Source organism: Streptomyces sp. ISL-11 (assembly GCF_018614525.1).
Taxonomy (GTDB): Bacteria; Actinomycetota; Actinomycetes; order Streptomycetales; family Streptomycetaceae; genus Streptomyces.
Window position 1 is genome coordinate 14,571 of sequence record NZ_JAGGOL010000006.1, and the last position, 19,875, is coordinate 34,445.

At 72.0% G+C, this 19,875-nt stretch carries 21 protein-coding genes, 1 tRNA gene and 1 pseudogene; 13 read left to right on the forward strand and 10 right to left on the reverse strand.

Going from position 1 to position 19,875, the window contains the following annotated elements:
* Positions 1-53: 53 nt before the first annotated feature.
* On the reverse strand, positions 54-497 hold the full coding sequence (locus J7E86_RS01105; RefSeq protein ID WP_087929064.1) for an Lrp/AsnC family transcriptional regulator: 444 nt from the start codon (positions 495-497) through the stop codon (positions 54-56).
* Between the two features lie 196 nt (positions 498-693).
* On the opposite strand from J7E86_RS01105, the gene J7E86_RS01110 reads away from it, so the two are divergent.
* On the forward strand, positions 694-1,062 hold the full coding sequence (locus J7E86_RS01110) for a hypothetical protein (RefSeq protein ID WP_215078781.1): 369 nt from the start codon (positions 694-696) through the stop codon (positions 1,060-1,062).
* Positions 1,063-1,118: 56 nt separating this feature from the next.
* Here J7E86_RS01110 and J7E86_RS01115 read toward each other — a convergent pair whose 3' ends face one another.
* Both J7E86_RS01115 and J7E86_RS01120 read right to left on the reverse strand, forming a co-directional pair.
* Positions 1,119-1,355, reverse strand: a complete 237-nt coding sequence (locus tag J7E86_RS01115) for a hypothetical protein (RefSeq protein WP_215078783.1) — start codon at positions 1,353-1,355, stop codon at positions 1,119-1,121.
* Positions 1,356-1,469: 114 nt separating this feature from the next.
* A complete protein-coding gene (locus J7E86_RS01120; protein ID WP_215078785.1) occupies positions 1,470-2,642 on the reverse strand; it encodes an acyl-CoA dehydrogenase family protein in 1,173 nt (390 codons plus the stop codon).
* A gap of 372 nt (positions 2,643-3,014) precedes the next feature.
* On the opposite strand from J7E86_RS01120, the gene J7E86_RS01125 reads away from it, so the two are divergent.
* From J7E86_RS01125 to J7E86_RS01135, 3 genes are all read left to right on the forward strand, one after another.
* The gene (locus J7E86_RS01125; RefSeq protein ID WP_215078787.1) at positions 3,015-4,265 is read left to right on the forward strand and encodes a glycoside hydrolase family 18 protein; all 1,251 of its coding nucleotides are present in this window, start codon (positions 3,015-3,017) and stop codon (positions 4,263-4,265) included.
* A 101-nt stretch (positions 4,266-4,366) separates the two neighbouring features.
* Positions 4,367-5,005, forward strand: coding sequence for a hypothetical protein (locus J7E86_RS01130; RefSeq protein ID WP_215078789.1), 639 nt, complete (start codon positions 4,367-4,369; stop codon positions 5,003-5,005).
* Between the two features lie 69 nt (positions 5,006-5,074).
* Positions 5,075-5,147: transfer RNA gene (locus tag J7E86_RS01135), tRNA-Arg, on the forward strand.
* A gap of 326 nt (positions 5,148-5,473) precedes the next feature.
* On the opposite strand, the gene J7E86_RS01140 is transcribed toward J7E86_RS01135, so the two are convergent.
* Entirely contained in the window at positions 5,474-6,394 is a 921-nt protein-coding gene (locus J7E86_RS01140) for an aldo/keto reductase (protein WP_215078885.1), read from the reverse strand.
* A gap of 93 nt (positions 6,395-6,487) precedes the next feature.
* Here J7E86_RS01140 and J7E86_RS01145 point away from each other — a divergent pair, with 93 nt between their 5' ends.
* Positions 6,488-7,480, forward strand: a complete 993-nt coding sequence (locus tag J7E86_RS01145; protein WP_308312430.1) for an ArsR family transcriptional regulator — start codon at positions 6,488-6,490, stop codon at positions 7,478-7,480.
* A 12-nt stretch (positions 7,481-7,492) separates the two neighbouring features.
* Here the strand turns inward: J7E86_RS01145 and J7E86_RS01150 are convergent, their stop codons facing one another.
* The 3 genes from J7E86_RS01150 to J7E86_RS01160 form a co-directional block, all read right to left on the reverse strand.
* The gene (locus tag J7E86_RS01150; RefSeq protein ID WP_215078791.1) at positions 7,493-8,032 is read right to left on the reverse strand and encodes a hypothetical protein; all 540 of its coding nucleotides are present in this window, start codon (positions 8,030-8,032) and stop codon (positions 7,493-7,495) included.
* 193 nt (positions 8,033-8,225) lie between these two features.
* Complete coding sequence (locus tag J7E86_RS01155) at positions 8,226-8,504, reverse strand: DUF1540 domain-containing protein (RefSeq protein ID WP_251018508.1); 279 nt, start codon at positions 8,502-8,504, stop codon at positions 8,226-8,228.
* 236 nt (positions 8,505-8,740) lie between these two features.
* On the reverse strand, positions 8,741-9,283 hold the full coding sequence (locus J7E86_RS01160) for a DUF1707 and FHA domain-containing protein (protein WP_215078794.1): 543 nt from the start codon (positions 9,281-9,283) through the stop codon (positions 8,741-8,743).
* A gap of 141 nt (positions 9,284-9,424) precedes the next feature.
* On the opposite strand from J7E86_RS01160, the gene J7E86_RS01165 reads away from it, so the two are divergent.
* Positions 9,425-10,108: a 1,4-alpha-glucan branching protein gene (locus J7E86_RS01165; protein ID WP_215078796.1), complete on the forward strand. Its 684-nt coding sequence runs from the start codon at positions 9,425-9,427 to the stop codon at positions 10,106-10,108.
* Between the two features lie 34 nt (positions 10,109-10,142).
* Here J7E86_RS01165 and J7E86_RS01170 read toward each other — a convergent pair whose 3' ends face one another.
* Positions 10,143-11,177, reverse strand: a complete 1,035-nt coding sequence (locus J7E86_RS01170) for a sulfotransferase (protein ID WP_215078798.1) — start codon at positions 11,175-11,177, stop codon at positions 10,143-10,145.
* Between the two features lie 444 nt (positions 11,178-11,621).
* On the opposite strand from J7E86_RS01170, the pseudogene dhaL reads away from it, so the two are divergent.
* The 3 genes and pseudogenes from dhaL to J7E86_RS01180 all read left to right on the forward strand — a co-directional run.
* Positions 11,622-12,251 (forward strand): annotated as a pseudogene (gene dhaL / locus J7E86_RS30630) (dihydroxyacetone kinase subunit DhaL); the annotation flags it as partial.
* Between the two features lie 90 nt (positions 12,252-12,341).
* Positions 12,342-12,728 carry a PTS-dependent dihydroxyacetone kinase phosphotransferase subunit DhaM gene (locus J7E86_RS30635; protein ID WP_251018510.1) on the forward strand — a complete coding sequence of 129 codons (387 nt, stop codon included), beginning with the start codon at positions 12,342-12,344 and terminating at the stop codon, positions 12,726-12,728.
* Positions 12,729-12,985: 257 nt separating this feature from the next.
* Positions 12,986-14,134, forward strand: coding sequence for a PP2C family protein-serine/threonine phosphatase (locus J7E86_RS01180; RefSeq protein WP_215078802.1), 1,149 nt, complete (start codon positions 12,986-12,988; stop codon positions 14,132-14,134).
* Here J7E86_RS01180 and J7E86_RS01185 read toward each other — a convergent pair.
* Positions 14,124-14,864 carry a PIG-L deacetylase family protein gene (locus J7E86_RS01185; protein ID WP_215078804.1) on the reverse strand — a complete coding sequence of 247 codons (741 nt, stop codon included), beginning with the start codon at positions 14,862-14,864 and terminating at the stop codon, positions 14,124-14,126. The genes J7E86_RS01180 and J7E86_RS01185 overlap by 11 nt on opposite strands.
* A 154-nt stretch (positions 14,865-15,018) precedes the next feature.
* On the opposite strand from J7E86_RS01185, the gene J7E86_RS01190 reads away from it, so the two are divergent.
* From J7E86_RS01190 to J7E86_RS01205, 4 genes are all read left to right on the forward strand, one after another.
* On the forward strand, positions 15,019-16,080 hold the full coding sequence (locus J7E86_RS01190) for an ABC transporter substrate-binding protein (protein WP_215078806.1): 1,062 nt from the start codon (positions 15,019-15,021) through the stop codon (positions 16,078-16,080).
* Positions 16,081-17,145, forward strand: a complete 1,065-nt coding sequence (locus J7E86_RS01195) for an iron ABC transporter permease (RefSeq protein ID WP_215078808.1) — start codon at positions 16,081-16,083, stop codon at positions 17,143-17,145.
* Position 17,146: 1 nt separating this feature from the next.
* The gene (locus J7E86_RS01200; protein ID WP_215078809.1) at positions 17,147-17,938 is read left to right on the forward strand and encodes an ABC transporter ATP-binding protein; all 792 of its coding nucleotides are present in this window, start codon (positions 17,147-17,149) and stop codon (positions 17,936-17,938) included.
* Between the two features lie 144 nt (positions 17,939-18,082).
* Positions 18,083-18,742, forward strand: a complete 660-nt coding sequence (locus tag J7E86_RS01205; RefSeq protein ID WP_215078811.1) for a GNAT family N-acetyltransferase — start codon at positions 18,083-18,085, stop codon at positions 18,740-18,742.
* Between the two features lie 99 nt (positions 18,743-18,841).
* On the opposite strand, the gene J7E86_RS01210 is transcribed toward J7E86_RS01205, so the two are convergent.
* On the reverse strand, positions 18,842-19,780 hold the full coding sequence (locus tag J7E86_RS01210) for a phosphatidylinositol-specific phospholipase C (protein WP_215078813.1): 939 nt from the start codon (positions 19,778-19,780) through the stop codon (positions 18,842-18,844).
* Positions 19,781-19,875: the final 95 nt, after the last annotated feature.

A 19,875-nucleotide genomic window follows, 5' to 3' on the forward strand; every position in this document is an offset into this window, starting at 1 on the left:
TGGCCCGCCCCTTCCCGTAACCGGGGCCGCTTCGCCGGACGGGCCGAAAGGTGTCAGCCCACCCGCGGCGGCCGCGCCTCGTACGGCGTCGACAGCACGATCGTCGTGCGGGTCGACACCCCGGCCAGCGACCGGATGTGGGCGAGCAGGTGCTCCAGCTCCAGCGGCGTCGCCACCCGGACCTTCAGGATGTAGTTCTCGTCGCCGGCGACGCTGTGGCACGCCTCGATCTCGGGGATCTCGGCGAGCCGGTCCGCGATGTCGTCGGGGGCGCTGGGGTCGAAGGGCTTCACCGAGATGAACGCGGTGAGCGGCAGGCCGACGGCCTCGGGGTCGACCACCGCCGCGTAACCCCGGATGACACCGCGCTGTTCGAGCCGGCGCACGCGCTGATGCACCGCCGAGGTGGACAGGCCCGTGGCCTTCCCCAGGTCGGTGTAGCTCATCCGCCCGTCCTTGACGAGCAGTTCCACGATTTCTCTGTCCAGCTCCTCCACGCGGATCAACCTACTGCGTCACGGTCGGCCGGGCACTATCGACGGCCCGAACGCCCGCGCAACCCATGTGATGAACAACACGCCTATGCGCCCGTGTCCTGGCGGCCAGGGCGATTACCCGACTCGACAGGCGGGAAGTGCTTGCTGTGGCCGAGGCCGAGGTGCCTGGCCGGCCCATCCGAGGGGGAGAAAGAATATGCCCAGCCTGGAACGCCTCAATGAAGGCGACGGCAGTCCGTACGAGACCTATGACATCACCTCGATGTTCCGGGTGACGTGCCCGGACTGCGCGCGTCCGATCGCGCTGTTGCCGGACGAGGACGTCCTCCCGGAGCACGCCCTGTGCCCGTCGCCGTGGAACCCCTTCGGGCTCACGGTCTGCGCCGGCTCGGGACGCGGCGTGGAGGAGGCGGCCGCCGCCGACGAGTCGCTGGACGCCCGCGACTGCGACACGGCCCTGCTGCTCACCCTGCCGGAGAGCCTGGACTGGCGCACCCAGCCGTTCTCCCACATCGGTGGTTCCGGCTCCCACCCGCTGGGAGTGCCGGGCATGCGGCACGCTTGAGCGGACAGCCGGCGCCGACGGCTCCGCACACGCGGTGGCCTTCCTCGCGGTGGCCCTCATTTGCGGTGGCAGACGAACTGCCGGCTGCCGTCGTCACCGGTCTGGATCACCGCACTCGCGCACCCCTCGGGGCACCGGGGCGGCGCGGCGTACTCGCTGCGCTGCCGCCCGGAGGGGTGCACACAGGTCGGGCAGTACCACGTCGGCGCGTAGGGGTAGGTGACGTCCCACCACATCGGGTGGCGGCAGTGGGGGCACCTGACCAGAGGGGGTGTTCTCCGCCCGGCGTTCATACGGGCATCGTCCCGCTTGAGCCACCCGCCGCGTGGATCCCTGCTGACTCGTCACCCGAACGAGTTTCACCGGCGTGAACCGGGCTGTCGGACGACCCGGTTCACGCGTGGCGGTCAGCGGGACTCGGGGCCCGCCAGGTGGCGGGCGACGACCATGCGCTGGATCTGGTTGGTGCCCTCGACGATCTGCAGCACCTTGGCCTCGCGCATGTAGCGCTCGGCGGGGAAGTCGGCGGTGTAGCCGTAGCCGCCGAGGAGCTGGACGGCGTCGGTGGTCACCTTCATCGCGGCGTCGGTGCAGAAGAGCTTGGCCATGGCCGCCTGCTTGGAGAACGGCAGACCGGCGTCGCGCAGCCGGGCCGCGGCGAGGTAGAGCGCGCGGCCCGCCTCGATCTGCGTGGCCATGTCCGCGAGCATGAAGCGCAGGCCCTGGAAGTCGGCGAGGGGGCGGCCGAACTGGCGCCGGCCCGCGAGGAAGGCGAGCGCCTCGTCGAGCGCGGCCTGGGCGATCCCGATGGCGCAGGCCGCGATGCCCAGGCGGCCGGAGTCCAGCGCGGACAGGGCGATGGCGAAGCCCTGGCCCTCGTCGCCGATGCGGCGGAAGTCGGGGACCCGCACGCCGTCGAAGTGCAGCTGGGCGGTGGGCGAGCCCTTCATGCCCATCTTGCGCTCCGGCGGGGCCGGCGTGAGGCCGGGTGCGTCGCCGGGCACGAGGAAGGCGGTGATGCCGTGGGCGCCCTCACCGCCGGTGCGGGCGAGGACGGTGTAGAAGTCCGCGACGCCGCCGTGGGTGATCCACGCCTTGGTGCCCTCGATGGTCCAGGTGTCGCCGTCGCGGGTGGCGCGGGTGCGCAGGGAGGCGGCGTCGGAGCCGGCGGCCGGCTCGGAGAGGCAGTACGCGCCCAGCAGTCCGCCGCCGAGCATCGCGGGCAGGTGCGCGGCCTGCTGTTCCTTGGTGCCGTAGCCGGCCAGGGCATGACAGGCGAGGGTGTGCACGCTGACACCGAGGCCGACGGTGAGGCGGGCCGCGGCGAGCTCCTCCAGGACCTGGAGGTAGACCTCGTACGGCTGGTCACCGCCGCCGAACTCCTCGGCGTACGGCAGGGCGAGCAGCCCGGACGCGGAGAGCAACCGGAAGACCTCGCGCGGGAAGTGCCCGGCGTCCTCTTCCTCGGCGGCGCGGGGTTCGATCTCCCGCTGCACCAGATCTCGTACGAGCGCGATCAGATCGCGGGCCTCCTCGGTGGGCAGCTGACGCTCCACCGGCTGCGGGCCGTGGTCGGTCATGGCGGCGCTCTCCTCCCTGTCGGGCGCTGCGGCGACGGGCGCGCAAGGGTGTGGCGCCGCCGTCGGTGATGCCCCAGCCAATGATCCCGTGCCGGGTCGCGGCACCGGATGACCTGCGGCTGTGGCGGGTTGGAGTATGCCCGATCGGCGGCTCGACGTCACGGGTTGACAAGTGGCCGCAGAGGTCTGACGTGCCACGGAAGGCTCGTGGGGCCCTTGTCGACGGGCCGGTGAACGGAGTTGGTCCGAACCATTGACCCCAGTGGTCTAGTCCTTCTACGGTTTCCCCACCGTTCAGCGCGTCCATGCCAAGCAGCAACGCAAACGTGGACAGGTCACCCCCATCTCTCCCCACCCCACCGAGGAGACACCATGCCCCGACCGCACGCCGACGCCTTCCGACGCCGCCCCCGCACGCTGCTCGCGGCCCTCGCCGCCGGTGGCGCCATGCTCGCGACGACCCTCTTCACGGGCACCGCCTCGGCCGGCCCCACCGCCGACCCCGACGAGACCGCCGCCGGCCACCACGTCGTCGGCTACTTCACCAACTGGGGCGTCTACGGGCGCAATTACCACGTCAAGAACATCGAGACCTCCGGCTCGGCCGCCAAGCTCACCCACATCAACTACGCCTTCGGCAACGTCACCGGCGGCAAGTGCGCGATCGGCGACGCCTACGCCGACTACGACAAGGCGTACGACGCGGCCGGCAGCGTCGACGGCAAGGCCGACACCTGGGACAACGGCGCCCTGCGCGGCAACTTCAACCAGCTGCGCAAGCTGAAGAAGCTCCACCCGAACCTCAAGGTGGTCTGGTCCTTCGGCGGCTGGACCTGGTCCGGCGGCTTCGGCGAGGCCGCCAGGAACCCGGCCGCGTTCGCCGAGTCCTGTTACGGACTGGTCAAGGACCCGCGCTGGGCCGATGTCTTCGACGGCATCGACATCGACTGGGAGTACCCGAACGCCTGCGGCCTGACCTGCGACACCAGCGGGCGCGACGCCTTCGGCAAGGTGATGGCCGCGCTGCGCGCGAAGTTCGGCTCGCGCAACCTCGTCACCGCCGCCATCACCGCGGACGCGTCGAGCGGCGGGAAGATCGACGCCGTGGACTACGCGGGCGCGGCGCGCTACGTCGACTGGTACAACCCCATGACGTACGACTACTTCGGGGCCTGGGAGGCGAAGGGCCCCACGGCCCCCCACTCGCCGCTGAGCTCGTACAACGGCATCCCGAAGGCCGGCTTCGACAGCGAGGCGACGATCGGGAAGCTCAGGTCGCTGGGGATCCCGCCGTCCAAGCTGCTGCTGGGCATCGGCTTCTACGGGCGCGGCTGGACCGGCGTGACCCGGTCCGCCCCGGGCGGCACGGCCACGGGCCCGGCGAAGGGCACGTACGAGGACGGCATCGACGACTACAAGGTCCTCAAGGCCAAGTGCCCCGCGAACGGCACGGTGGCGGGCACCGCGTACGCCAAGTGCGGCAGCGACTGGTGGAGCTACGACACCCCCTCCACGATCGCCGGGAAGATGACGTACAAGAACCGGCAGGGCCTGGGAGGTACCTTCTTCTGGGAGCTGAGCGGTGACACGGCGAACGGCGAGCTGATCAAGGCGATCGACTAGCCCCGGGGCCGGACCGGCGGGCGTGCTCGCGCGGGGACCGCTTCGGGCCCGGGTATGTTGGGGGCGATCATGTACCTGGCATTCCCCTCCCGGAGGAGACCGTGAGCACGCCCGCCACCGCCCGGCCGGCCACGAGCACCGAGCGCGCGGCAGCCCCCGCGGCGCCCTCCGGGCGGTCCCGCCGGCTCAATACGCTGAAGTGGGCCCTGCTCATCCCGGTCCTGACCGTCGTGGCCGGCTGCGCCGCCCAGTACCCGTACGGCATGTGGCTCACGATTCCCCTGGCGTTCGTCACCATCGGCGCGGCGGCGATCGTGGCGGGCAGCTCCTGGCGCCGCCCGGGCGCCGCGACCCTGGCCTGTGTCGCCGCCTTCGCCCTGCTCTTCTTCTCCGGTCCCGCGCTCTACGACCTGTACGCGAAGAAGCTCGGCGAACCCCTCGACGCGGTGGTGGCGCAGAAGGGGACCCACCGGAACGCCAAGGGCACGGAGCTGGACACCTGCACGGTGATCGACACCGACGGGGGCGTCCACCGCCTGTCCCAACAGCAGAACTGCTTCGGCCAGTTCAAGGAGTGGGAGCCCGTGACGCTGATGAAGGACCCGGTCGGCCTCCTGGAGCCGTACCTCCTCGCCCGTACCGAGCGCGCCCCCGACACCACCGGGCTGGGCATCTCGGCGGGGCTGTTCGCGCTGACGGGCGCGAGCATGCTGTACGCGGGCGGGCGCCGGCGCGGCTGACGGCACCGGACGGCCGCACATATCCGTTTGCCCGCCCGCTGCCGCCGCCCCTAGCCTGATCACCGACGACGGCGTGTAGCTCAGCCAGAAGAGCACCGGGCTCCGGACCCGGAGGGCGCGGGTGCAAATCCCGCCGCGTCGGCATGAATGACGGGTCTGCGACTGGTGGCGGCGGGCGGCCGGTTCGACACGGCACATGCGGCCGGGCCCGCCGCTTCCTGGGCTGGTCCACGAAGGACCACTGGATGCGGGTGGTCTGACGGCTGGTCCGAAAGGTCACGTCCCTGCGGGCCGTGTCGTGTGCACCACCGCTGCGCGGTGGTGTCCTCAATCGCCGGACGGGCTTGATTGTGGCCGAGCTCAGCCACAATCAAGCCCGTCTGGGGGCACCTCCCAGCGGTAGCTGGGGGAGATTGAGGACGCGCCCGCAGGGCGCCCGCCGCCGCAGGCGGCAAAGACGGCCCCCACCTAGTTCCGCTGCTCCGGAGCGACGCCGTGGAGGGAGTTCAGGACCGTGAGTTCGTCCTCGGAGAGCCGCAGCGCGCCGGCGGCCACGTTCTGGCCGAGGTGGTCGGGATCGCCGGTGCCGGGGATGGCCAGGACGTGGGGGCCCTGGTGCAGTGTCCACGCCAGCCGTATCTGCGCCGGGCTCACCCCACGGGCTCGGGCGACGGCGTGCACCTCGCCGCTCTCGCCGGTGGTCGCGCCGGCCTCGCGTCCGGTGCCGGCGATCGAGTAGAACGGCACGAATGCGACGCCTTGTTCGCCGCAGGTGCGCAGGAATTCCTCCTGCTCGGGTGATGCCCCGATGCCGTGCATGTTCTGGACGCAGACCACGGGTGCGATGGCCTGGGCCTCGGCGAGGTGGTGGGGACGGATGTTGGAGAGGCCCAGGTGGCGGATGAGACCTGCTTCGCGCAGGTCGGCCAGCGCGCCGAACCGCTCGGCGATCGAGTCGGTTCCCGTGATGCGCAGGTTCACCACGTCCAGGTGGTCGCGGCCGAGCTGGCGCAGGTTCTCCTCCACCTGGCCGCGCAGCTGCTGGGGTGTCGCATGGGGCAGCCAGTTGCCCGAGAGGTCACGGCCCGGCCCGACCTTGGTGACGATGACGAGATCATCGGAGTAGGGCGCCAGCGCCCGGTTGATCAGCTCGTTGGCGGACCGCAGCGGCGAGAAGTAGAACGCGGCGGTGTCGATGTGGTTCACGCCGAGCTCAATCGCGCGGCGTAGCACCTGGATCGCCTGATCGCGGTCGCGTGGAACGGCGTCGGGTATCAACGCCTCGCCGTGCTGCGTCAAGCGCATCGTGCCGAACCCGATGCGGTTGACCACCAGGTCGCCGAGCTTCCAGGTGCCTGATGCCGCTGCGGTGATGGAGTCCGAAGCCATGTGGGAGGTCATGGGTGAGGTCATACCGGAATGATCTCCACCGAGTAGAGTGACCGCCACTGATTCGGACATGTATGAATCCTGAAGGTGGTCATCCTGGCGGAGCTGGCGTTCTCGGCGAGCGATCTGGCGCAGGTACGGTTCGCCGTCTCGCCGATGTGGCAGGTGGTGACCAGCTTTCGGCTGCTGTCGGACCACGCCTCCGCATCCCCTGTTCACCGGCCCTGGATCCAGCAGGTCCGGCCACGAGCGGCGGCGGCCGGGCTGGACCGGGGCTGGCTCGCGGAGTTGGTCCCGCAGTCGGGTTTCTTTCCGTACTTCCTCAACCCGGCCTCCGCCGGACCGGCCCCGGTGCTGGACGCGGAGCTGGACGCCATCCAGGACAGCCCCACCGACCGGGTCCGCCACGACCTCGATCACCTCGAGTATCACCAGGGACGTCTCGGCCCCCGGCTGCGGTCGCTGCGCACCGACCCGCACACCCGCCTGACCCGCCTCACCCAGGAGATCCGCACCTACTGGGAGCTGGCCCTCGCCCCCTACTGGGCACGCATCCGCGCGGTGCTCGACACCGACGTCTTCCACCGGGCGCGCCAGGTCGCCGAACACGGCGCGGGCCACGTGCTCAACGACCTGCACGAATCGGTGAGGTGGGACGGCAGTGCGCTGCACTTGATCCGCCGGAACAGGCCCTTGTCCCGCACGACAGCGGGCCCGGGACTGCTGCTGGTTCCCTCGGCCTTCACCGGGCCGGGCATGCTGACCCGGGTCGCGCCACCTGAACCACCACAACTCGCCTATGCGGCGCGCGGCATCGGCTCGCTGTGGGCTCCCGGGCCGACCACCGGCACCGGCACCCTCGCCGCCGTACTCGGCCGCTCACGAACCCGCCTGCTGGCCGAGCTGGACACCCCGGCCTCCACCACCCAGCTGGCGCACCGCACCGGCCTGTCCCCGGCCGGCGTGTCCCAGTACCTGACCGCTCTACGTGATGCGGGGCTGGTCAGCGCCCACCGAGCCGGCCGCTCCGTCCTCTACGCCCGCACCGCCGCCGCTGACACCCTCCTCGAAGCCGCCTCCGCCTGAACCTCGGGTCACTCAGTTCCAGGGGTTGGCCGGCTGGTCGTTGATGGCTGTCCAGAAGCGGGTGCCGACGGGGACGTCACCGTAGGCCCAGTAGCTCCAGCCTCCTGAGTTCTCGAGGTTGGGGCCGTATCTGCCGTCGTGGAACTCGGCCATGCGCCAGCCCGCCCCGAAGGTGTTCGCACAGACTCCGTCGGCGGCCGCGCGGCTGGTCAGGCGGGTGCCGCGGATCGGGCCGGTGGCCGCGACCTCGCCGCGCGCCCAGCCCGCGTAGAAACCGGGCGTGATGCCGGCGGGCGCCGGCCGGCCGTCGATTCTCAGGCAGAGCACGGGCAGGGCCGTGGTCGTGGCGGTGTCGCCCTGATAGGGGTTGCTCAGAGGACCGCCGCCCACCTGGACCGTTCCGCTGGGCCCGTCCGCGAGCAGGGTCCAGGTCATGGCCTTCCCGTTGGCGTGCACAGAGGGAGCCGCTGCTGTCGCGGCCGGGGTCATGATGCTCCCCGTCGCGGCCAGCGCCGCGACACCGAGAGCGAGGACCGTCTTCACCGAGCGCATGATGTCTCCTCACCGACGTGACATGAGATCCATGGCGTGACGGTGGGGATTCTCCACGTTCTTCACAGGACATCCAAGAGTGGGAACCGGACATCGCGCCGGAGGACCGGCCCGGAGCCGCAGGCAAGGCCGCCGCGGTCCTCGCCGCAGCCGGCGGCGATCCGGCGGGCGGCCGCGCCCGTTGTCCTGCCGTCTACCGCGCCGTGTACGTCAGGCAGTCCGCCGAGGCCCCCAGGGAGGCCACGGTGATGCCGGGAGCCTGGCATTCGAGACCGACGTTGTGCAGGCAGCCGGACATCTTGCAGGCACCGACCCTGCCGACCGAGGAGGAGTCGCCGCCCTCGGCTGGGAACACGAAGAACGTGTCGCAGTGGGGGTGGGTGGCATCGCCCACGGTGATCGCGAGGGCGTGGCAGGCGCTGTCCCGGTTGTACGCGCACTCGTCCACCTGACACACGCTCACTTGCGGCATTTCCACGGGGTTCTCCTCGGCATGACGTCCGGACCGGCCACCGGCGCCACACCGCGTCGAGCGCGGCGCCCCCGGAGCTTTCCCACCGACGCCTTCCTCGGGCACCGGGCGGCGACACCGGCGCCCGGGTGGGTTCACCCGGAAGCGGCATCGGCTCCGCGGTCCCGGCGGCCGCGCCGCCGGGCGGCCGGACGGAACAGGCCGCCAGGCAGACAGACCGTCAAACGGACAGTCCGTCAGACCGACAGGCGGAAGGAGAGGTCGCCGAAGGCGACGTGGTCGCCGGGGCCGACCCGGACGGACCCGGCTATGCGCAGGCCGTTGACATAGGTGCCGTTGCGGGAGCCGAGGTCCGTCAGGCGCCAGCCGTGGTCGAGCCAGCGCAGTTCCGCGTGCCGGCGGGAGACCGTGTCGTCCCCGAGGCGCAGGCCGGAGACCGGGGCCCGGCCGATGCTCAGCGGCTTCGTGCCGGGCTCGGGGAGCCGGAGGCCCGGGAGCCGCGCGCCCCGCCAGGCCCCGCGCACGCCCGCTGCGAAGGCGGACAGGCGACCCACCGCGCGGAGGACGAAGTCCGAGAACCGCCCGCGGGAGGGGAGATCGGCCATGACGAGGTCGATCTCGGCACTGCTGCGCGCGGTCAGGACGAGGTCCATGCGGCGCATGAACGTGTCGTGGGAGAGCCTGCCGTCGCCTGTGCCGTCGCGCAGGATCACCAGGGCCCGCTCCCGCTCGGCCTCGGAGGGCCGTGTCACGCGCGTACGGAACTCAGGAGACGTCATGAGGCCGATTCTCGGGTTCCGGCCCCCACTCTGTCCATAAAATCAAACAGACGCCCGGATCCAAGCCCGTTACCCTGGCGCGGGCCTTCCGACTCCGGGTGCGAAGGCTCCCCCACCGCCCGACGCAGGAGGATCCGCGGTATGGCTGTCATCCATCAGACCACCCTCAAGCCCACCAAGCTGGAGCTGCTCGCCTCCTGGCTGCCCTCCCGGACGTGGTACCAGGGTGGCTCGGGCGAACCGCGATTGGTCAAGGCGGGCGGGTTCCGGCTGGACGACCCGCACGGTGAGGTGGGGGTCGAGTTCATCGTGGTCGCCGACACCGGTGGCACTCATCCGGTCGCCTATCTGGTGCCGTTCACCTACCGCGGCGCCCCGCTGGAGGGGGCGGACCACGCCCTCGTCGGCACGATGGAGCACGGGGTGCTGGGGCGGCGCTGGGTCTACGACGGCTGCCACGACCCGGTGCCGGTCGCCCAGTTGCTCGCCCTCATCGAGGGCCGGGTCCAGGCCCAGGACCAGAACACCAGCGACACCCCCGACCGGGAGGTCACCCGCTCCTTCACCGGCGACGGACCGGCCCCGGCGGACTTCGTCGTCGGCGCCACCACCGACGACCAGGACGGAACCGAGCTGTCCGCCGCGCAGGGCGCGATCCTGCGCGTGCACCGGGTCCTGCGTCCCGGCACCGACAGCCGCTCTCCCCTCCCCCAGGGAACAACGGGCCACGTCGGCGGCTCCTGGCAACTGCCGGACGGCACCCGGGCCCGGGGGCTGTTCGCCACGCTGCGCACCGCCCCCGGGATCGACGCCGGGGCACGCTGACGAAGCGGTCCCCGACCAGGACGACGGGATCGGTTCACGTACAGCCCTCCAGAGCCAGCGCACCGTGGGTACAACACTCCCTCAGCGCGGCCAGTTCGCCGGGCGGCAGCCGCAGGGAGGCGCCCCTGCGGCTGTCGTCGAGCAGTGCGCTCCCGGCCTCAAGCCACTCCGGGAGCGGATCGACGCCGATGAACGCGGCGAGCCGGGCGAGCTCCTGACGGGGATCGTCGAGCAGGCTCTCGTAGGAGAGCGTGGTCCGCAGGGGCGCGGGCACCTGACGGAGGTGGCCGGCTCCTTGGGCGACCAGCTCCGACCACAGCGTCCCGAATCCCACGAGCGGCAGGTCGCGGTCCCGTACCAGGGCGGGATCGAAGCGGTCCGCCAGCAGCGCCGACAGCTCCGGGGGCAGTGACCGTACGTCCCGCTCCGTCAGGTCGCCGAACTCCTTGACCCCGGTCCGGGAGCGGATCTCCCGCATCAGGAAGATCATCCGGTAGCCGGGGTGGCGGCTCATGGACAGCGCGCAGTCGGGTCCGTCCCTGAACAGGTGCACGAACCGCGCCCGCGGGAACGCCGCCCGCAGCCGCGGGACCCAGTGCGTCGAGTATCCGGAGCGTTCGACGGCCGCCCCGGTACGGCCGAGCCGCGCGCCGAGCGTGTCGAACAGCGCGTGGTAGTGCCCGGCGGCGGCACGGCTCGGCCACGTCGTGACCTCCCCTTCGAGCGCGTCGAACAGCCCGTCCGGGTCGTCGGTGAGGTGCGGCAGCACCATGAGGGAGAGGGCGGGGATCCCGGCGCCGTCCGCCGCGAACCGGCGCCCGGGGCGGCGGGTGTAGAGGAACTCCGGCAACGGCACCCCGCTGCGGATCATGGTGTCGAACACGCGGTTCGGCGTGGCGAGCAGCCGCCAGAACTCCCCGCCGCCGAGCTCCCCTTCGGGGAACCCCTCGTGCCCCACGGAGGCGAGCAGCTCATTGAGGCTGAGCACGTCGGGATGGGTGCCGAGGACGCGGGACAGGGCGGTCGACCCGCTCCGTCCCGTACCGACGACGAAGGTCAGGTTTCGCACGGCCACTCTCCTTGGGTGACGGCCTGATCGGGCACCCACTTCCTACCCTCCGGTGAGCCCCCGGCGAACCCCTGTCACCACCCCTTGCGCACCGGGGCCGGGCATCTCGGTTCGTAGTCCTCGATGGCCCGCAGGGCGTCGCCCGGGCCGCGAACGAGCAGGGAGCACACCGTCTCGCGCGGCAGTTCGCGGTGGTTCAGCCATGACCCACGTCGACGCCGAACAGGCCCTGGTCACCTCCGACCTCATCGTCGCCGACCGGCTGACCCTCACGGCGGGCCGGCCGTCGTGACCGGACCGGCGGGGCGGCCCGCCTGCCGACCGGACCGGCGGGGCACTGACGCGCGAGCGGCGATCACCTGGCCGAGGGGGCCGCACTACGCTGGCCGGGCCGGGCCCGTACCAGCTGGTGCGGGCTGTTCCAGCGACGAGGAGCCACCGCACATGTCCGTCCCGCTCGACCTGGCCTTCTTCCACCGTTTCCTCGACCGCGCCACCCGCGTGATCGTCGCGGAGGCGGCGCGGCTGACCGACCTCGACGCCGCCATCGGCGACGCCGACCACGGCGCCAACCTCAAGCGCGGCTTCACCTCCGCCTCCGAGGCCGTGACCGCCGGCGCCGAGCCGCCGGCGACGCCGGGCGCGCTGCTGACCGCGGTCGGCGCGCATCTGACCAACACCGTCGGCGGCGCGTCGGGGCCGTTGTACGGGACGGTGCTGCGCCGCATGGGGAAGATCCTCGGCGAGGACGCGGTGGTCGAACCGGAGACGCTGGGCCGGGCGCTGGCCGCCGCGGTGGCGAGCGTACGGCGGCTGGGCGACTCGGCGCCCGGCGACAAGACGATGGTCGACGCGTTGCAGCCGGCCGCCGACGCGTATGCCGCCGCGCTCGCGCAGGGCGATGTCACCGCCGCGCTGGACGCCGCGGCACGGGCCGCCCGTGAGGGTGCGGAGGCCACGATTCCGATGCGGGCGCGGCGCGGGCGTGCCAGCTACCTGGGCGAGCGCAGCGTCGGCCACCAGGACCCGGGTGCCACCTCCTCCGCGCTGCTGATCACCGCGCTGTACGAGGCCACCGACCCGGAACTGTGCGCCTCGGCCCCGGAGGCGGAGGCTCCGGCGGAGCCGAAGGCCGCCGCGGAGGAGCCCGCCGGCCGGGTGGGCATGGTGCTGGTCTCGCACAGCCGCGAGGTGGCCGCCTCGACGGCGGCGCTGGCCAGGGCCCTGGTCGGCACCGGCGACCCGGCGCCGGCCGCGGCCGCCGGCGGGCTGCCCGACGGCTCCGTCGGCACCAGCGCCGAGCTGGTCCGCCGGGCGGTCGCGGAGGTGGACCGGGGCCGGGGCGTGGTGGTGCTGTGCGACATGGGCAGCGCGGTCCTGACCGTCAAGGCGCTGCTGGGCGACGGTTCGCTCGGCGCGGCGGACGTGCGGATCGCGGACGCGCCGTTCGTGGAGGGCGCGGTGACGGCGCTGGTGACGGCGTCGGCCGGGGGCGATGTGGAAGCGGTGCTCGCGGCGACGGACGACGCGCGGACGTACCGCAAGGTCTGAGGCTCACGGGCGGGCGCCGCGCCCCCGGGTGGCGGACCCCCGGGAGGCGCGGGCCCAAGAGGCGCGGGCCCAAGAGGCGCGGGCCCGAGAGGCGCGGTCCACGGAAACGGAAACCCACGGTAAAACTCCGGCCAAACCCGCGACTCAAGATCGCAGCGGTGGCCGGTGGGCACCGGCCGTGGAAGGCTGTGCCTGGCGAATTGCCCAATGCAGCCCATTTCCGGCGTGGAGGTCCCGCCACCGTGTCGTCGCGCAGCATGCCTTTCGCGCTCGTTGTGGTCTATCTCGTGGTCATCGTGGCCGTGGACCTGGTGACCCCGGCCCATCTGCGGCTGGACCTCTTCGCGGCGCTGGCGCCGATGACGGCCGCGGTGCTGTGCACCTATCGGCAGACGGTGTTCGTGGGCATCCTCGACTTCTGTCTGATGGCCACCCACCACGGGGTGCTGGTCAGCGACGTGGCCGTCAACCGCGTCGGCTCGTTCGTCGGCAACGCCCTGATGGTGGGCGCGAGCATCGCGGTGGCGCGGCTGCGGCGGGACGGCGAGGAACTGCTGGAACGGGTGCGGGCCACCGGCGAGGCCGCGCAGCGGGCGCTGCTGCGGCCGCTGCCGCTGCGCACCCGCAGCGTCGTGGTCGACGGCTTCTACGTCTCCTCGCAGCGGGAGGCGCTGGTCGGCGGCGACCTCTACGAGGTCGTCGACACCCCGTACGGGACGCGGGTCCTCATCGGCGACGTGCGGGGCAAGGGGCTCGGCACGCTGGGCGCGGGAGCGGCGGTCCTGACGGCGTTCCGGGAGGCCGCGTACCACCGGCCGGACCTGGTGAGCGGGATGGAGGCGGTGGAGCAGGGGCTCTACCGCTACCACCGGTCGGCGGCCTACCAGGTGCGGACACCTTCGCACCCGGCGGCGGCCGTCTCGGAGGACGTGGCGCTGCGGGTGTCGGAGGAGTTCGTCACGGCGCTCGTCTTCGGCACGGAGGAGGACGCGCCGGGACAGGACGGCAGCCGGGTGCCCGTGGTGTTCGTGGACTGCGGCCACGTGGCGCCGTTCCTGATCGGGCCGGACGGTGAGGTGCGGGAGCTGGAGGCGGCCGACCCGGGGCTGCCGCTGGGCCTGGGCAACCTCTCCCCCGTCCCCCGGACCGGCCGGCGGATCGCGCTGCCGGCCGCCTGCCGGGTGCTGGCCTGCACGGACGGCGTCACGGAGGCGCGTGACCCCGACGGCGGCTTCTATCCGCTGGCGGAACGGCTGGGGGCCTGGGCGGGACTGCCGACGCGGGAGCTCCTGGAGCGGTTGCGGGCGGATCTCGACGCGCACACGGGCGGACGGCTGCAGGACGACGCGGCGGTGCTGGTGATGGAGCGGGCGCCTTGCCCGGACGCTCCGGAGCTCAGCGGCTGAACAGCTCGAACGCCACGCCCGACCGCCCGCCGAAGCGCTCCGAGACCGCCTTCATGTTGCCCTCCAGGAAACGGCGGCAGTACGTTTCCGGGTCCTCCTTCGTCAGCGCCTCGATGTACGTGCGGTGACAGAGCAGCGAGGCGACGGCCCGGTCCAGGCCGCTGCTCGCGTCGATGGCGTGGGTGGACCGCGGGGAGCCGGCGACGGCCACGTAGCGGACGCCGTCCCAGGGCAGCAGCCCCTCCTCCGCGAGGTCGGGGAAGATCCAGCGGTTGCCGGCGTCCGCGACGGCGTCGAGGGTGGCCCGGCCGACGGCCCGGTGGTCGGGGGTGTTCCAGAAGACGGAGCCGTCGAAGGACCAGGTGTCGTGGTGGTTGAGGGTCAGGACGAGCTCGGGGCGGTGGCGGCGGATGGCGGCGGCGAAGTCGCGGCGCAGCGCGGTCCCGTACTCGATGACGCCGTCGTGGTGGCCGAGGAATTCCACGGTCGACACCCCGACGGCGGCGGCGCTGGCCCGCTGCTCCCGCTCGCGCAACGGGCCGGCCTCGGCGGGTGCGAGGGTGTCGATGCCGGCCTCGCCCAGGCTGGCCAGCAGATAGACGCACTCGCGGCCGTCGTCGAGCCACGTGGCGATGGCGGCGGAGGCACCGTATTCGAGGTCGTCGGGGTGGGCGACGATCGCGAGAGCGCGTCGCCAGTCGGTGGGCATCTCCTGGAGCTGGTGCGCCATGCGGGGTCTCCTTCGCGCGTCGATTGGACGTTCGGGTCAGGGTACGTCGCGGTTCCTCGCGACACGCGGGAACCGGGCGGGGGCGCGGTCCGACTACCTGATCCGGGCCCGCAGGTGCGGGCCCGTGCGGACGTCGATCACTGGAGAGTTTCTGATGCGCCCTCGTGCGTGGTGCGGTGTGCTGGCCGCTGTGGCCCTGTCGGCGACGGCTTGCGGCGGTGGCGGGAAGGCGGGCGGGACCGCCGATGACGAGGCGGGCGCGGCGCGCGCGGGCTTTCCCGTGAGCGTCTCCGACTGCATGGGGGCGAAGACGACGTTCGAGGCGGCGCCGAAGCGGATCGTCACCAGCAACGCCGCGAGCCTGGAGCTGCTGATGTGGCTGGGCGCGGGCGACAAGGTGGCCGGTACGGGCTTCCCGCCCGGCAAGGGGGCGCTGCCGGGGGAGTTCTCGGACCGGGCCGCGAAGGTGCCGGTGCTGGGGAAGACCGTCATTCCCAAGGAGAAGCTGCTGGGCTCGGGCGCGGACCTGTACGTCGACTCGTTCTCGTCCATGAAGAACATGGGCAGGATGGGTGACGCCCCCACGCCCAAGGAGTTCGAGACGGCCGGGATCAAGCACGTCTTCCTGAAGTCGACGGCGTGCGCGTCGATGAGCAAGGCCCCGCGTATGGACCTCTCGGGCGTCGAGGCCGACATCGAGGAGCTGGGCAGGATCACCGGAACCTCGCGGCGGGCCGGTGAGCTGGTCACGGCGATGCGGCAGAAGACGGGCGCGGTGCGCGAGGCGCTCAAGGACGTACCCGAGGCCGAGCGGCCGTCGTACTTCTTCTTCGACTACGACGCCGGCACCAAGACGCCCATGGCCGTGTGCAACCGCCAGGTCGCCAACGCGGTGATCACCCAGGCGGGCGGGCGGAACGTCTTCGCGGACTGCACCGGTGACTTCAAGCCCGTGGGCTGGGAGGACGTCGTCGCGAAGAACCCGGACTTCATCCAGCTCGGGGTCCGCGACCGCGGCAGCGAGGAGGCGAACAAGAAGGCGTTCGACGAGGCCGCCGACTTCCTGCGCTCCTTCCCCGCCACGAAGGACCTCACCGCGGTGAAGGAGGGGCGCTTCGTGCGCATCGGCTCGGAGCGTACGACGATCGGCGGGGTGCGCAGCGCCGACACCGTGCGGGAGATCGCGCACACGCTCCACCCCGACCGGGTCAAGTAGATGGCGGCGCTCACCGCGGCGGTGGAGGAGGAGCGCGAGCCGGGGATACGGGCCGGCCTGGCCGGCGCCGGCCTGGGCGCCGCCCTGCTGGCCGCGCTGGTCGCGTCCGTGTGCCTGGGTTCGTCGGACGTGCCGCTCGGCGAGGTGTGGTCGGCGGTGGCGCGCGGCGTGAGCGGCCGGCATCCGGTGCCGGGCACCCGCGACCTGATCGTGTGGCAGCTGCGGGTGCCCCGGGCCCTGCTGGCGGCCGTGGTGGGCGCGGGCCTGGGCCTGGTCGGCACGGCCGTGCAGGCCCTGGTCCGCAACCCCCTCGCGGACCCGTACCTGCTGGGCATCTCCAGCGGCGCGTCGCTGGGCGCGGTCGCGGCCATCGTCCTGGGCGCGGGGGCCGGCGGGCTGCTCGGAGTGGGACTGTCGGCGGCGGCGTTCGCCGGTGCGCTGGCGTCCTTCGCCCTGGTGTGGGCGATGGCGCGGCGCGGCGGCGGGTTCTCGCCGCTGCGGCTGGTGCTGTCGGGAGTGGGGATCGGACAGTTCCTGTCGGGCTTCACCCACTACCTGGTGCTTCAGGCGGGCGACGACCAGCAGACGCACGGCGTGCTCTTCTGGCTGATGGGCTCGCTCGGCGGGGCGCAGTGGTCCACGCTGGCCGTGCCCGTGGCGGCGGTACTGCTGGGTCTGGCGGCACTGCTGGCCCGGGCCCGCGCCCTGGACGCCATGCTGATGGGCGACGAGACCGCGGCCGGGCTCGGCGTGGACGTGGCACGGCTGCGGCGTGAGCTGTTCGTGGTGACCAGCGTGCTCACGGGTGTACTGGTGTCGGTGTCCGGCGCGATCGGCTTCGTGGGGCTGATGGTGCCGCATGTGTGCCGGATGGTGGTGGGCGGCGACCACCGCCGGCTGCTGCCGGTGGCCGCGCTGTTCGGCGCGGTCCTGCTGGTGGTCGTCGACCTGGTGGCCCGTACGGCCCTGCCGGACCAGGAGTTGCCGGTGGGCGTGGTCACGGCGCTGATCGGCGCGCCGACGCTGCTGTATCTGCTGGACCGGCGCCTGGAGAGGGGACACTGACATGCGCGTCGCCATCGAGGACCTGGACGTCGCCCTGTCGGGGCGGACCGTGGTCTCCGGCGTCCACCTGGTCGCACGGGACGGCGAGATCGCGGGCCTCATCGGCCCGAACGGCAGTGGCAAGTCGACCGTGCTGCGCACCGTCTACCGCTATCTGCGCCCGCACGCCGGGCGCGTGCTGCTCGGCGACACCGACATCCGCACACTGACCGCGGCCGAGTCGGCCCGGCACGTGGCGGCGCTGCCGCAGGAGCGCGGGAGCGACTTCGAGCTGTCGGTGCGGGCGGTCGTCGCGATGGGCCGTACGCCCTACAAGCGCGCGTTCGCCGCCGAGGACCGCGCCGACGCGGACATCGTGGCCGCGTCCCTGGAACAGGTGGGCATGGCCGGCGCCGGCGGCCGCCGGTTCTCCACGCTGTCCGGCGGCGAGCGCCAGCGGGTCCTGCTGGCCCGGGCCCTGGCACAGGACCCGAAGGTGCTGGTCCTGGACGAACCGACCAACCACCTGGACGTGCGCCACCAGGTGGAACTGCTGGCCCTGCTGCGCGAACAGCGCCGCACGACGCTGCTGTCGCTGCACGACCTCAACGCGGCGGCATCGCTGTGCGACCGCCTGCACGTACTGCACGAGGGCTCGGTAGTGGCCTCGGGCCCCCCGCGCGAGGTCCTCACGCCGGAACTCCTGGCGGAGGTCTTCGGCGTACGGGCGGCGGTGGTGGACCATCCGCTGACGGGCGACCCTCTGATCGCTTTTGACCACCGGGTGCCGACGCGGTGGGTGCCGGTCGGCTGAACCCTTCCCCGGGCCCTCTTGGCAGCGATCGTTCTCGGCATCCGTGGGGCCCTTCTCATGTCACCGCCCGAATGGAACGACCCTCATGTCCGCCAGGCCGTAAAGCCGTGGACAGCCCCCCGGTGCTGGGCGAACATCTCCGTGATGAAGAACGAACCTCTCTCCATTCCCAAAAGCGTCCGCTTCGTCGGGCTCAGCGAAAGGGCGCTGCGGGCGCTTGCCGACGGTGACCTCGCCGGCGGCAGCGCCGAGGCCGGGGTCGCCCTTGACGAACACTTCGTCGGTGAGCGAGCCCGCTGGATCTTCGGTTACCGCGCCGACCAGCTCGCCAAGGATCCCTCTGCCGCGCCCTGGATCACGCGGGCCGCGGTGTCCGAGCCGGACGGGGTCGTCGTCGGCGACGCCGGGTTCCACGGGCCGCCGGACGAGGCCGGCATGGTCGAGGTCGGCTATACCGTCGTGCCCGGGTACCGCCGCCAGGGCTATGCCCGCGCCATGCTGAGGGCGCTGCTCGTCAGGGCCGCCGCCGAACCCGGTGTCAGGACCGTGCGCGCCAGGATCGGATCCGACAACACCGCCTCCCTGGCCTCCATCGAGGGCTTCGGCTTCACGCGCGTCGGCGAGCAGGGGAACGAGCGCGACGGACTCACGATCGTCTTTGAGGTCCCGGCAGACGCGATTCAGGGCGGTGCGCCGCAACGCGGATGTGAAAGCCTTCCCGGTGCTGCCCCGCAGGTGCGACCGCGCGGCCCCATCGAGACCGAAGCGGCTCGCCGTCTCGCCGACGCCCTCAAGAACGAGTGATCACCCGGTTACCCAACACTTTCTGACGGCCGACTCCTCAACGTCGAGCCGCCGAGCCGCCGCGCTCCGTCGGCGGCCCGCAGGCTCCCGCGCTTCTCGCTACCTGACGAAGTTCTTCTCCACCAGGAGGCGTACGACGTCCTGGTTGAAGTCGGGGAAGTCCATCGGGACGATGCCCAAGTGGATCTTCTCGTCCCTCCTGGCGTTCAGGTACTGGAAGACATCCGGGAGTACCTGGCTCGCGTTGAGTTTGGGCCAGCGATCCGCGGAGTAGCTCGTGAAGTTCACGTACGGCTCATACGATTTCTGGTCGTAGTAGGCCGCGTCGAACCACTTGGTGATGAACCGGACCTTGGCGGCGCTGTTGGGGGCGTTCCACTCGTCCTGGATCTTGAAGTAGTTCTTGTCGGGCGTGCCGCTGGTCCAGTTGAGGATGCCCCATTCGTTGGCGAAGTCGGCGGCCAGGACGATCTTGCCGCGGACCTGGCCGAGGGCGGGCCACGAGGGAGCGGTCCAGAACAGGCTCCGGTACCCCATGTTGTCCATGTAGTAGTTGAACCGGCGCCGGAATTCTTCGGGGCCGAGCGCCTGGCCGCCGGCGTTCTCGTTCTTGAGCCGCATGATGATTGTTTCGCCCGGACTCTGCCGGAGGAAGTTGCGGCACACGTCCAGGACGTCCTGGTAGCGGTGGTGCTGGTAGGCGGCTCCATGGTAGAGCCCGAATTCGTTGGGCGCGCCCTGGAGTCCGTTGCAACGGATGTCGAGGAAGCGGATTCCCCGTTCGAGCTGCTCGGGGATGCCCCAGTTCTGGGTGTGCGCCCACTCCGTTCCGTTGCTCGGGTCGGTGCACCACGAGTCGTGGGTCCCGGGGATCGTGAGGCGGGCCAGCAGTGTGCTGTTGGGGAGTCGGCCCATCCACGAGGGGTCGTTGAAGCCGCTCCCCGCGCGGGCGGTCGCGGGCAGGCCGAGCGCGGCCGCGGTCGCCGCGCCTCCGGCGCCGACTCCCCATTTCAAGACGTCACGACGGGTGGGGCTCATGCGTACGCTCCAAGTCTTCGCAGGGATACCTGCCGTGAAGTACGGGCACTCCTCGCCACACCGGGCGCGGCAGGCCCGAACCGTCGGAACGCGTC